This is a genomic window from Bradyrhizobium sp. MV1.5 (genome assembly GCF_055807615.1).
In genome coordinates this window covers 49958-62929 of the sequence record NZ_JBVVPL010000023.1, presented here as the reverse complement: position 1 = coordinate 62929, position 12972 = coordinate 49958, and the positions used below count along the sequence as shown (strand labels likewise).

General features: G+C 66.2%; 8 protein-coding genes and 1 pseudogene. 8 read left to right on the top strand and 1 reads right to left on the bottom strand.

Annotation, left to right across the window (positions count from 1 at the left end; translation table 11 throughout):
- Positions 1-119 precede the first annotated feature (119 nt).
- From AC0L2J_RS21500 to AC0L2J_RS21480, 5 genes and pseudogenes are all read left to right on the top strand, one after another.
- Positions 120-1214 (top strand): annotated as a pseudogene (locus AC0L2J_RS21500) (methyl-accepting chemotaxis protein); the annotation flags it as partial.
- A gap of 225 nt (positions 1215-1439) precedes the next feature.
- The gene (locus tag AC0L2J_RS21495) at positions 1440-4709 is read left to right on the top strand and encodes a transglutaminase family protein (protein ID WP_473393989.1); all 3270 of its coding nucleotides are present in this window, start codon (positions 1440-1442) and stop codon (positions 4707-4709) included.
- Between the two features lie 27 nt (positions 4710-4736).
- Positions 4737-7262: a circularly permuted type 2 ATP-grasp protein gene (locus AC0L2J_RS21490; RefSeq protein ID WP_473393986.1), complete on the top strand. Its 2526-nt coding sequence runs from the start codon at positions 4737-4739 to the stop codon at positions 7260-7262.
- Positions 7259-8137 (top strand): transglutaminase family protein, encoded by an 879-nt coding sequence (locus tag AC0L2J_RS21485; RefSeq protein ID WP_473393983.1) that lies wholly within the window; start codon positions 7259-7261, stop codon positions 8135-8137. Before AC0L2J_RS21490 ends, AC0L2J_RS21485 begins: the two co-directional genes overlap by 4 nt.
- 217 nt (positions 8138-8354) lie before the next feature.
- Positions 8355-9182: a metal-dependent phosphohydrolase gene (locus AC0L2J_RS21480; RefSeq protein ID WP_473393979.1), complete on the top strand. Its 828-nt coding sequence runs from the start codon at positions 8355-8357 to the stop codon at positions 9180-9182.
- Between the two features lie 90 nt (positions 9183-9272).
- Here the strand turns inward: AC0L2J_RS21480 and AC0L2J_RS21475 are convergent, their stop codons facing one another.
- Positions 9273-9605 (bottom strand): hypothetical protein, encoded by a 333-nt coding sequence (locus AC0L2J_RS21475; RefSeq protein WP_473393975.1) that lies wholly within the window; start codon positions 9603-9605, stop codon positions 9273-9275.
- Between the two features lie 105 nt (positions 9606-9710).
- Between AC0L2J_RS21475 and AC0L2J_RS21470 the strand changes: the two genes are divergently transcribed.
- The 3 genes from AC0L2J_RS21470 (at position 9711) to AC0L2J_RS21460 (ending at position 12915) form a co-directional block, all read left to right on the top strand.
- A complete protein-coding gene (locus tag AC0L2J_RS21470) occupies positions 9711-10601 on the top strand; it encodes an alpha/beta fold hydrolase (RefSeq protein WP_473393972.1) in 891 nt (296 codons plus the stop codon).
- Positions 10602-10737: 136 nt separating this feature from the next.
- Positions 10738-11364: a GTP cyclohydrolase I FolE gene (folE, locus tag AC0L2J_RS21465; RefSeq protein ID WP_007608055.1), complete on the top strand. Its 627-nt coding sequence runs from the start codon at positions 10738-10740 to the stop codon at positions 11362-11364.
- A gap of 27 nt (positions 11365-11391) precedes the next feature.
- Positions 11392-12915 (top strand): FAD-dependent oxidoreductase, encoded by a 1524-nt coding sequence (locus tag AC0L2J_RS21460; protein WP_473393968.1) that lies wholly within the window; start codon positions 11392-11394, stop codon positions 12913-12915.
- Positions 12916-12972: the final 57 nt, after the last annotated feature.

The window sequence follows — 12972 nt, the reverse complement described above, 5'->3', positions numbered from 1 at the left end:
CCCCCTCATTGCGGGGGGGGGGTGGGGTGGGCGGCGGGGCCGGGCGGGCGGCCTCGCGGGGGGGGCCCCCCCCCCCGCGGGGGGGGCCGGCCCCGGCGGGCCCCCCGGGGCCCCCCCCGGCGCCCCGCGGCGACCTCGAGGCGCGCATCCTCAGCATCCGCCAGGCCGGACGGATCGGCGCCATTCAGAAGTCGGTCAACGACATGCTCGACGTCACCGATGCCTATTTGCGGGAAGCTTCGGCCTCGATGGACTATGCCAGCCGCGGCAAATATTTCCGCAAGATCCTCGCGCGCGGATTGCCCGGCTCGTTCCGCCGTTCGGCCACCGTCATCAATTCCGGCACCGACAGCCTCGGCCGTCGCGTGGTCGAGATCGCGGACCTCGCAACGCAGTTCGGCACGCATCTCGACCAGGTCGCCGGCACTCTGATGGGCGCGGCGACCGATCTCGAATCCGACGCCGGCCAGATGGCGGCGGCGGCCGAGAAGACCAGCCAGCAGACCTCCGGCGTGCTCAGTGCGTCCGACCGGGCCTCGCGCAACGTCGCCACCGTCGCGAGCGCCGCGGAGCAGCTCGCATCATCGATCACCGAGATCAGCCGCCAGGTGGCGGGCTCCAGCACGAGCACGGAGCGGGCGGTGAACGAAGCCAATCGTGCCGGCACCGAGATCCGCACGCTTGCGGATGCGGCGATGCGGATCGGCGACGTGGTCAAGCTGATCAGCGCGATTGCCGAGCAGACCAATCTCTTGGCGCTCAACGCCACCATCGAGGCCGCGCGGGCAGGCGAGGCCGGTCGCGGCTTCGCCGTGGTCGCATCCGAGGTCAAGAGCCTCGCCAACCAGACCGCGAAGGCGACCGAGGAAATCAGCGCCAAGGTCGGCGAGATGCAGCAATCGACCACCAACTCGGTCGCCGCCGTCGAGGCGATCGCGCAGACCATCACCGAGATCAACGGCATCACCGCCTCGATCGCGACCTCGATCGAGCAGCAGGGTCTCGCCACCCGTGAGATCGCCCGCAACGTCCAGGAAGCCTCATCCGGTACCTCGCAAATGTCCTCCAACGTGACCGGCATCAGCGAAGCCGCCGCCGACACCGGCCGTGTGGCGAGCCGCGTCAACAGCGCCTCCGAACGCGTCCATGGCGAGGTCGAAACGCTCCGGCGCGAGGTGACGCAGTTCCTGCAACGGTTGACCTCAGCGGCGTAACGTTACCCCACATGAGGTCGTCGTGCCCGGGCTTGTCCCGGGCATCCACGTTCTTGGGGACCGTGAAAGAAGGTCGTGGATGGCCGGGACAAGCCCGGCCATGACGCTGCGATTGCCCCGTGGACAACGGGGGATACTTCCTAGGCACCCTTTGCCCGTTGTTAGTGCTTGATCGAGGTCACCAGCGGTGTTCTGCTCAAAAAAGCTGCTGGAGTACCGCACCCCGTGTCGATCTACGTCGCATTACACCACGTCACGCACTACAAATACGACCGCCCGATCGATCTTGGCCCGCAGACCATCCGTCTGCGGCCCGCGCCGCATACGCGCACGCCGATCCTGAGTTATTCGCTCAAGGTCACTCCGGCCAACCATTTCGTGAACTGGCAGCAGGATCCGCTAGGCAATTGGATCGCGCGTTACGTCTTCCCGGAGAAGACGACCGAGCTCAAGATCGAGGTCGATTTCACGGCGCAGATGACCACGGTCAATCCGTTCGACTTCTTCGTCGAGCCCTATGCCGACAGCTTTCCGTTCGAATATACGCAAGATCTCAAGACCGAACTCGCGCCTTATCTGGAGACCGTCAAGCCCGATCGGCTGTTCGCGAAATATCTCGATACGATTCCGCACGAAGCCCCGAACACCGTCAACTTCCTGGTCGATCTCAACAGGGAGTTGCAGAAAAGGATCGGCTACGTCATCCGCATGGAAGCGGGCGTGCAGACGCCGGAGGAGACGCTCTCCTCCGCGGCCGGCTCATGCCGTGACTCCGCCTGGCTTCTGATCCAGACCTTCCGGCACCTCGGTCTCGCCGCCCGTTTCGTCTCCGGCTATCTGATCCAGGTCCGTCCCGACATCGATCCGATCGAGGGGCCGCCGGAGGTCGAGAGCGATTTCACCGATTTGCACGCCTGGGCCGAGGTCTATCTGCCGGGCGCGGGCTGGATCGGTTTCGACGCGACCTCGGGCATGCTGGCGGGCGAGGGTCACATCCCGGTCGCGGCGACGCCGCACTACCGTTCGGCCGCGCCGATCTCCGGCGGTGCCGGCTTTGCCGAGGTCGAATTCGCCTTCGACATGAGCGTCAAGCGCATTCGCGAGGCGCCGCGCATCACAAAACCATTCTCCGACGAATCCTGGATACGGCTGAACGATCTCGGCGAGCAGGTCGACGGCGATCTTGCGGCGCAGGATGTGCGTCTGACCATGGGCGGCGAGCCGACCTTCGTCTCCGTTGATGATCTCGAAGGCGCCGAGTGGAACACGGACGCGGTCGGTCCGACCAAGCGCGGGCTCGCCGACGATCTGATCCGCCGCCTGCGCGCGCGTTTCGGACCCGGGGGCCTGCTGCACTTCGGTCAGGGCAAATGGTATCCCGGCGAAAGCCTGCCGCGCTGGGCGTTTGGCCTGTACTGGCGCAAGGACGGCGTACCGATCTGGAAGAATGCCGACCTCATCGCCAGCATCGAAAATCCGCGGCCGGCGCAGGCCAAGGACGTCCAGGCGTTCGTGGAGGGCGCGGCGCTGCGGCTTGGCCTCGATCCCGGTTACATCATGCCGGCCTATGAGGACACCGCGTACTGGCTGCAGAAGGAATCCGAGCTTCCCGTCAACGTCGATCCGTCCGATTCCAAATTGTCCGATCCGGAGGCCCGCGCGCGGATGGCGCGGGTGTTCGAGCAGGGGCTCAACAACCCTCGCGGCTTCGTGCTGCCCGTGCAGCGCTGGAATGCGGCGCCACGCTGGCGCAGCGAGCGCTGGCAGCTCCGGCGCAATCATCTGTTCCTGATGCCGGGGGATTCGCCGCTCGGCCTGCGCCTGCCGCTGGACTCGCTCGGCTATGTCCCGCCCGATCAATATCCCTACATCGTCGAGCGGGATCCGATGGAGGCCCGCGGCAAGCTGCCGGTGTTCAGCCTTCCGGCGCGTCCGGACTCGCCGGAGCGGCTTGAGCCCGAACAGCTCAACACCTCCGTCCCGGTCCGCACCGCGATGTCGGTCGAGGTCCGCGACGGCGTGCTCTGTGCTTTCATGCCGCCGGTCGAGCAGATCGAGGATTATCTCGAGATGGTCGCGGCGCTCGAAGCGACGGCCGAGGAGATGCAGCTCCAGGTCCATGTCGAGGGCTATCCGCCGCCATTCGATCCGCGCGTCGACGTCATCAAGGTGACGCCCGATCCCGGCGTGATCGAGGTCAACGTCCAGCCGGCCAAGAACTGGCGCGAGGCGGTCGAGATCACCGCCGGGCTCTATGAAGATGCCGGCAAGACACGCCTCGGCGCCAATCGCTTCCTGGTCGACGGTCGCCACACCGGCACCGGCGGCGGCAATCACGTCGTGGTCGGCGGCTCCTCCCCGCAGGACTCGCCGTTCCTGCGCCGGCCCGATCTGTTGAAGAGCCTGGTGCTGCACTGGCAGCGGCATCCGTCGCTGTCCTATTTCTTCTCCGGCCTGTTCATCGGTCCGACCAGCCAGGCACCACGCATCGACGAAGCCCGCCACGACAGCATTTACGAGCTCGAGGTCGCGCTCACCCACGTGCCGCCGCCGGGCGTTCAGGCGCCGCTATGGCTGGTGGATCGCTTGTTCCGGCATCTCCTCGTCGACATCACCGGCAACACCCATCGCGCCGAGATCTGCATCGACAAGCTCTATTCACCGGACGGCACGACCGGCCGCCTCGGCCTGGTCGAATTCCGCGCGCTCGAAATGCCGCCGGATCCGCGCATGTCGCTGGCGCAGCAGTTGCTGATCCGCGCGCTGATCGCAAAATTCTGGCGCGAGCCGCAACAAGGCAAGTTCGTGCGCTGGGGCACCGCGCTGCATGATCGCTTCATGCTGCCGCACTTCATCTGGGAAGATTTCCTCGAAGTGCTGACCGAGCTGAAGCAGTCCGGCTATCCGTTCGAGCCTGAATGGTATCTGGCGCAGCTCGAATTCCGCTTCCCCGCTTTCGGCCGCATCCATCATGGCGGCGTGACGCTGGAGCTGCGGCAGGCACTTGAGCCCTGGCACGTGCTCGGCGAGGAGGGCTCGGCCGGCGGCACCGTGCGCTATGTCGACTCATCGGTCGAGCGGCTTCAGGTCAAGGCGGAGGGGTTCGTCGAGGGCCGCCATATCGTCACCTGCAACGGCCGCCGCCTGCCGATGACCGCAACCGGCCGCTCCGGCGAGGCGGTGGCCGGCGTCCGCTTCAAGGCCTGGCAGCCGGCCTCCGGCCTGCACCCGACCATTCCCGTTCACGCGCCCCTGACCTTCGATCTTATTGACACCTGGAACGGCCGCTCGCTCGGCGGCTGCGTCTATCACGTCGCCCATCCCGGCGGCCGCAGCTACGACACCAAGCCCGTCAACACCTACGAGGCCGAGGCGCGGCGGCTGGCGCGTTTCCAGGACCATGGCCATACGCCGGGCCCGATGCAGCCGCCGCCCGAGGAACGCACAAATGAGTTTCCGCTGACTCTCGACTTGCGGTCCCCGCTCCTGCAATGAGTATGATGTCGGGGCAGGGAGAGGCGCATGGCCGAGGGCGCAGCCGAAGAGGACGACAAGGCGGGTCAGGCGCAAGGTCAACGTGATGGCCAGCGCCGCTTGGCGCAATGGGTCCGCGACTATAGGCGCCTGCCCGGTATCCCCGACGAGTTTCTCGGCCCGGACGGCAAGCCCCGCGCGGTCTGGAGCCGCTTCTTCGATGCCTTCGGCGCGCTCGCGCCCGATGAGGTCGAGCGGCGGTTTGGCATGGCCGACCGTCATCTCCGCGAGGCCGGCGTCACCTATCGCGCGCCCGGCGAGAGCGCCGACCGGCCCTGGTCGATCAGCCATCTGCCGCTGCTGATCGACGAGGCCGACTGGAAGCAGCTGTCCGACGGCATCACCCAGCGCGCCGAGCTGCTCGAGCTTGTGCTGCGCGACATCTATGGCGAGGGCCGCCTCGTCGCCGAAGGCGCGTTGCCTGCGGCTGCGATTGCCGGCAGCCCCGAATATCTCCGTCCGGTCTGCGGCGTGCCGCCGCCGGGCGGGCGCTATCTCTCGCTCTATGCCGCGGATGTCGGCCGCGGGCCCGACGGCCGCTGGTGGGTGCTCGGAGACCGCACGCAGGCGCCGTCGGGCGCGGGCTATGCGCTGGAGAACCGCCTGGTGCTCTCGCGCGCCTTCTCCGATCTCTACAAGTCGATGAACGTGCCGCGCGTTGCGCCGTTCTTCGAAGCGTTTCGCGACAGTCTGCGTGCGCGCGCCGACCGCGACGAGCCGCGCATTGGCGTGCTCACGCCGGGCAGCTTCAGCGAGACCTATTTCGAACACGCGACGCTGGCGCGCTATCTCGGCTTCCTGCTGGTCGAGGGCGACGATCTCGCCGTCAGCGACAACCATATCCACATCCGCACGGTTGCGGGCCTCAAGCGGCTCGACGTGCTGCTGCGCCGTGTCGATTCCAATTCGCTCGACCCGCTCGAGCTCGATGCCTCCTCGCGGCTCGGTGTCCCCGGCCTGATCGACGTGTTGCGCAAGGACGGCGTCGTGGTCGCCAACATGCCCGGTTCGGGCGTTCTGGAGGCGCGCGCGATGCTCGGCTTCCTGCCGGCGCTGAGCCGCCGCCTGCTCGGGGAAGAGCTGAAGATGCCGCACATCGCGACCTGGTGGTGCGGCCAGCGCTCGGCGCGCGACGAGGTGTTGTCGCGGCTCGACGAGGTCGCGATCGAGGGCGCCTATCAGCGCGGCGTTCCCGGTCTCGACAGCAACGGCCCGGTGCTCGCGAGTGAGCTCGACGCCGCCGGCCGCCGGCGCCTGAGCGACGCCATCGCCGCGCGTGGCATGGACTATGTCGGCCAGGAGGTGGTGCGGCTCTCGACCATGCCGGTGTGGGAGCAGGGGCAGATCACGCCCCGTCCTTTCGTGCTGCGCGTGTTCGCAGCCGCGACGCCCGACGGCTGGGCCATCATGCCCGGCGGCTTCTGCCGGATCGCCGAGCAGCCGGATGCGCGCGCGGTGTCGATGGGCGACGGCGCGCGCTCCGCCGATGTCTGGGTGGTCTCGGACAAGCAGGTCTCGACCGCGACGCTGCTGCCTGCAGTCGACAAGGTGCGCATCCGCCGTATCGCCGGCGTGCTGCCGAGCCGCGCCGCCGACAATCTGTTCTGGCTCGGCCGCTATCTCGAACGCGCCGAGGCGACGCTGCGGCTGGTGCGGGCGCTGGGCTCGCCGAGCGGGCCCAACAAGGGCACCGCGGCCTCGCTGCAATCGGCCGAGCGTATCCAGCGCCTGCTGGTGACCTGGGGCGCGATCTCGCAGACCTCGCGCGCGGCGCCCGGCCGCATCGTCGCCGAAGCGCTGCAGAGCCCGGAGCGTTTCGGCTCGGCACTGTCGCTGGTCCGCGCGGCCCAGCGCACCGCGACCTCCTTGCGCGAGCGGCTGTCGCCCGATGCCTGGCAAGTCATCACCGAGATGGCCGAGCGGCTGGCCGTCGAGGTCGAGGACGACGACAGCGTGCTGAGCGCGGCCGAGCTGACCTTGCAGGAGCTCGCGAGCTTTGCCGGCCTTGCGCATGAGAACATGAACCGCGCCGCCGGCTGGCGCTTCCTCGATATCGGCCGCCGCACCGAGCGCGCCATCAACACCACGCGTTTTGCCCGGCAGTTTGCCTATGACGAAGCCGGCGATGAGGATCTCGATATCCTGCTGACGCTGGTGGATTGCCAGATCACCTACCGCTCGCGTTATCTGCTGGCGCCGATCCTGGCGCCGGTGCGCGACCTCGCCGTGCTCGACAGCTACAATCCGCGTTCGGTGGCGTTCCAGGTGACGGCGCTGAACGAGCACATCGCCGCACTTCCGAGCCTGAAGGAGCACGGCCTGATCGAGAAGCCGCAGCGGCTCGCGGTCGCGATGCAGGCGATGCTCGCGACCGCGGAGGCCGAGAAGCTCGAGGTCAAGACGCTGTTCGCGCTCGAGCAGGATCTGCTCAGCCTCGCCGAGGCAGTCGGGCAGCACTACTTCCCGCACGGCCCCAATGCCAGCCGGCCGGAAAAACTGACGGGGCTGGCGTGATCTACGACATCCGTCACGTCACAACTTACGAATACGAGAGTCCGGTCAGCTTCGCCCGCTGTACGCTGCGGCTGGAGCCGAGGAGCGGCCATGGCCAGGAGCTGATCTCGCACAAGGTCGAGATCCGTCCGCGCCCCGCGGAGCGTAGCGTCCGCCGCGATTTCTTCGGCACGCTGACCGAGAGTGTGGTGATCGAGGCCGCGCATCGCACTCTGCGCATCGATTCCCGCTCTCGCGTGAAGGTGTCGCGCCAGCCCCGGGCGCGTGACGCTGACAGCCCGGGCTGGGAGAGCATTCGCGACATCGCCTTCGAGGCGACGAGCCTCGGGCCGTCCTCGCCGGTCGGCTATGTCTTTGCGAGCCCGCTGGTGCCGGTGCTGGGACCGGTCAGCGCCTATGCGGCGCAAAGCTTCGCGCCAAGTGTGGGTATCCTCGCCGGGGCGGTCGATCTGATGCATCGCATCCGCGCCGAATTTCGCTACGACCCGAAGGCGACGGTAATCTCGACGCCGCTCAACGAGGTCTTCGTCAAGCGCCATGGCGTCTGTCAGGATTTTGCCCATATCATGATCGCGGGCTTGCGCGGGCTGGGCCTGCCCGCGGCCTATGTCAGCGGATACCTCCGCACCATTCCGCCGGCGGGCCAGCCGCGCCTGCAGGGCGCCGATGCCACCCATGCCTGGGTGTCGCTGTGGTGCGGGGAGGAGCTTGGCTGGGTCGATTTCGATCCGACCAACGATCTTATGGTTGCTGGCGACCATATCGTGCTCGCGGTCGGTCGCGACTTTTCCGACGTTTCGCCGGTCGACGGCATCATCGTCGGCTCGCCGAAGCAGAAGCTCGACGTCGCCGTCGACGTGCTGCTGGTGGAATGATTGCGTATCCTGCCGTGCCGGCGACGTCCGAGCCCGGGTGTATCGAACCGGCACCGCAACCGCGATATCGCGCAGCACAACGGCAACATATTTCCGTGTTTTCACTCCGGGGTTTGGCCAGTCGGCCCAAGATGGGTTATGCTGATGCCTGCGTCGAGGACAACAATGAGACGTCGGGAGTTGGCATGGGACACCACCGACAGACGGGGCTGCATCCATGATGACGTTACCGAGACTGGCGGCTGAATCCCTGGAGAAGACGCTGGGTTCGTTCATGCGCCGCAGATACGGCGATGCTCCGGCAAACATCGTCGAGAGCGCAACCCGCACTGCAATGGAATGCATCGGCAACAGCGATGCGCTTTATCACAATGTCGAGCATACGATGCTGGTCACGCTCGCGGGCCATTCCATCCTGAGCGGCCGGTATCTTCATATTCATCTCTCGGCCGAGGATTACGTCCACGTCCTGATCGCGTGTCTTGCCCATGACATCGGTTATGTCCGCGGCTTGTTCGAGGAAGATGACGAGGACGGTTTTGTGGTCGATGCGGCAGGCACCAAGGTCTCGCTGCCCCGCGGCTCATCAGATGCCAGCCTGATGATGTATCATGTCGACCGGTCCAAGCTGTACGTCATGCGCCGGCTGCAGCATATTCCAGGGCTCGATCCGGAACGCATCGCCCGCGCCATCGAGGGCACGCGGTTTCCGGCCCGGGAAGGCCAGGATTATGACGACGACGCCTCGATCCTGCGCGCCGCCGACTTCATCGGCCAGCTCGGAGATCCCAACTATCTGCGCAAGGCCAACGCGCTCTACTACGAGTTCGAGGAGGTCGGCATGAACCGCCAGCTCGGCTACGATTCGCCGGCCGACATCGTGAACCGTTATCCGCAGTTCTATTGGAACAGCGTCGCGCCGCACATTCAGACCGAGATTGGTTATCTCAACAAGACCGAGATTGGCCGCCAGTGGATCGCCAACCTCTACAGCAACGTCTTCCGCGCCGAGCGCGACATCTCGCTGTCGGGGCCGCAGAAATAAGGCGGATGTATCGCCTGGATTTCGCTGCGCCATGCCGGATCGCGGCGCATTGCAGGCGCGCTCCCGGATCACTGGCAAACGAACGGCCCGTCACACCTCTCGGCGGTGCAATTTCCAGAGTTCGTAAACACTGTCCCAGTCGGGGATCTCGTCGCAGGCATAGCCGAAAACCCACCCGGTACCGAGTTTGCTGGAGCTCTTCGTGGCCTGGAGATGCGCGCCGGCCAACACAAAGCGGCGCATGCTTGCCGGATCCGCCCATGCCGTCAGAGTGCAATAGACACCTCCGATCACTCTGACAGCGGTGAGCAGATTGCCGGGCGCGCGCCGAGCCTGCACGAAGGACGACCTCGTTCGCCACCAGAACATAGGCAGCTGCATGACGCCTTTCGGGCGAAAGCCGGTCATTGAGACATAGACCATCTCGATTCTCGCGGTTCATTCGATTGCAGGCGAAACGAAAATCGCGAGGGGATGGATCACAGCCGTCGTTGCCTTTATGCTGCCGCGCTCAATTGAGTGCGCGGCATGCAAGAAAAATCAGTCACCACCGACATCCTCGACATTGCCTATCGCGAATACGGCGCGCCGGACGGCTGGCCCTGCATCATGGGTCACGGCTTTCCCTACGACGTGAACGCCTATGCCGAGACCGCGCCGATCATGGCGCAAGCGGGCGCGCGGGTGCTGGTGCCCTGGCTGCGCGGCTACGGGCCGACGCGGTTCCGCTCCGTTGCGACATTGCGCTCCGGCGAGCAGGCGGCGCTTGGCGCCGATCTCCTGGCCTTCATGGATGCGCTTGGAATCTCGCGCGCGGTGGTCGGCGGTTACGACTGGGGCGGGCGCGCAGCCTGCGTGGTCTCGGTGCTGCACCCGGAGCGCGTGATCGCGCTGGTCTCGGGCAATTCCTACAACATCCAGAACATCGCGCGTTCGATGGAGCCGGCTTCGCCACCGGAGGAGGCGGCGCTCTGGTATCAATATCTCTTCCACAACGAGCGCGGCCGCCGCGCGCTGGAGCGCAACCGGCGCGGTTTTGCGCGCCAGCTCTGGTTGATGTGGTCGCCGACATGGGCCTTCGACGACGCGACGTTCGAGACCAGCGCAATCTCGTTCGACAATCCTGATTTCGTCGATGTCGTGATCCACTCCTACCGTCATCGTTATGCCCTGGTCGCGGGCGATCCCGCCTATGCCGCGATCGAGGCGAAGCTCGCCGCCCAGCCGCCGATCCGGGTGCCGACCATCGCGATCGACGGCGACAGCGACGGCGTCAATTTCGGCACCGCGCATCACGCGCACAAGTTCGAGGGCTTCTTCGAGGCACGTGTGTTCGCTAGGGCCGGCCACAATTTGCCGCAGGAGCGGCCGGCCGAATGGGCGCAGGCCGTGCTCGATGTGCGGAAAGCGGCCTCGTAGAGCCGGGTTTCTCGTCCCACTGTCTTGCCGCTCTCGCAGCTTCCAATTTTTCCTGATCTCGGGAACCTTTTCCAATCGCAGCCGTCCAAGCTGTGGGCCGCATTCTGTATGCGGTTCGTTGCAGGGGAGGTTTTCGATGAAGACGCAAACGCGCAGGCTGGAACGTGTCGCGGTCGCGCAGGCGCCGACCGAGCGGCCCGAGAGGGCGGAGGTCGAGCAGGCGATCCGGACCATGATCCGCTGGGCCGGCGACGATCCCGCGCGCGACGGTCTGCGCGATACGCCGGACCGGGTCGCGCGCGCCTTCGAGGAGTATTTCTCCGGCTATGCGCAGGATCCGACTGAAATCCTGCAAAAGACCTTTGAGGAGATCGAAGGCTATGACGAGATGATCGTCCTGCGCGGCGTTCGCTTCGAAAGCCATTGCGAGCACCACATGGCACCGATCGTCGGCCGTGCCTGGGTCGCTTATATCCCGCAAGGGCGCGTCGTCGGCATCTCCAAGCTCGCGCGTCTCGTCGACATCTACGCCAAGCGGCTTCAGATCCAGGAGAAGATGACCGCGCAGATCGCCAACACGATCAACGATGTGCTGCGGCCTGAAGGTGTCGGGGTCATCATCAAGGCGACGCATCACTGCATGACCACGCGCGGCGCGCACAAGCCCGGGACCGATCTCGTCACCAGCCGCATGCTCGGTGTGTTCCGCGACAATGCGCTGACGCGCCAGGAGCTGTTGGGGCTGGCCAATTCGGACGATTGATCCGCGACGGCTAAAGGAGGCAATGCCATGACCGAGGACAAGAAGCCAAGCGGGCCCGACCTGAGCCGGGGCGTCATGCTCGCCGCGTTCAAGGACGGCAAATTGCTCGGCCATGTCGGCGAGGAAGACGTCCTGCTGGTGCAGGCCGGCAGCGAGATCTTCGCGATCGAGCCGGCCTGCAGCCATTATCACGGACCGCTCGCCGAAGGGCTGGTGGTTGGCGACACCATCCGCTGCCCCTGGCATCACGCCTGTTTCTCCTTGCGGTCAGGCGAGGCGACCCGTCCGCCGGCGCTGAATGCGCTGGCGGTGTGGGAGGTCTCGCGCGATCAGGACAAGATCGTCGTTCAGCGCAAGCGCGAGATACCGAAGCCTCCGGTGCCTCACCGTACAGCGCCAACGCCGGAAAAATTCGTCATCATCGGCGGCGGCGCGGCGGGTTTCGCGGCGGCGCAGACGCTCCGTCGCGAGGGCTTTGCCGGCGCCATCACCATGCTCAGCAATGACAGCGCGATGCCGGTGGACCGGCCCAATCTCTCCAAGGATTACCTCGCGGGCAACGCGCCGGAGGATTGGCTGCCGCTGCGGGGCGAGGAGGACTATCGGGACGCCGGGATCGATCTCAGGCTCAACACGAATGTCGCCGCGATCGAGGCGAAGACGCGCAGCGTGACGCTGGGCAACGGCGACAAGCTGCCGTTCGACCGGCTGCTGCTCGCGACCGGCGCCGAGCCGGTCAGATTGCAGATTCCGGGTGCGGACCAGCCTCATGTCTACACCCTGCGCTCGGTCGCCGACAGCCGCGCCATCATCAAGGCGGCCGGCAGCGCCAAGCGTGCGCTGGTGATCGGTGCCAGCTTCATCGGCCTCGAAGTTGCGGCCTCCTTGCGGGCACGCAAGATCGAGGTGCACGTGGTCGCGCCGGACGAACGGCCGATGCAGAAGGTGCTCGGTCCCGAGATGGGCGATTTCGTGCGCGCGCTGCATGAGGAGAATGGTGTTAACTTCCATCTCGAGGACACCGTGGAAAAGCTGGACGGCACGCGCGCCACGTTGAAGAGCGGCGGCGTGATCGAGGCCGAACTGGTCGTGGTCGGCATCGGCGTCAAGCCGCGCCTCGCGCTCGCCGAGCAGGCGGGGCTTGCGGCCGACCGGGGCGTCAGCGTCAGCGAATATCTTGAGACCAGCATAGCCGGCATCTTCGCGGCCGGCGACATCGCGCGCTGGCCCGATCCGCATTCGCGGCAAACCATCCGCGTCGAGCACTGGGTCGTGGCGGAGCGGCAGGGCCAGACCGCGGCACGCAACATGCTCGGCAAGCGCGAGCGCTTCGAGGCCGTGCCGTTCTTCTGGTCGCAGCACTATGACGTGCCGATCAACTATGTCGGCCACGCCGAGAGTTTTGACGACATCGCGATCGACGGCAGCATTTCCGGCAAGGACTGCCTGCTGAAGTATCGCAAGGGTGGCCGCGTCCTTGCGATTGCTTCAATTTATCGCGATCTCGACAATCTCAAGGCCGAGCTGGAGATGGAGCGGACGCGCGGCTGAGGCGCGCATCCGGTCTTGATTTGCGTCAAGGTTGCTGACCGCGAGGGCTGCTGTGCT

Coding starts and splice junctions, on each gene's coding strand:
- folE (WP_007608055.1), top strand. CDS start 10,738: ATGAAGACGCAAACGCGCAGGCTGGAACGTGTCGCGGTCGCGCAGGCG.
- AC0L2J_RS21480 (WP_473393979.1), top strand. CDS start 8,355: ATGATGACGTTACCGAGACTGGCGGCTGAATCCCTGGAGAAGACGCTG.
- AC0L2J_RS21475 (WP_473393975.1), bottom strand. CDS start 9,605: ATGGTCTATGTCTCAATGACCGGCTTTCGCCCGAAAGGCGTCATGCAG.
- AC0L2J_RS21490 (WP_473393986.1), top strand. CDS start 4,737: ATGGCCGAGGGCGCAGCCGAAGAGGACGACAAGGCGGGTCAGGCGCAA.
- AC0L2J_RS21460 (WP_473393968.1), top strand. CDS start 11,392: ATGACCGAGGACAAGAAGCCAAGCGGGCCCGACCTGAGCCGGGGCGTC.
- AC0L2J_RS21470 (WP_473393972.1), top strand. CDS start 9,711: ATGCAAGAAAAATCAGTCACCACCGACATCCTCGACATTGCCTATCGC.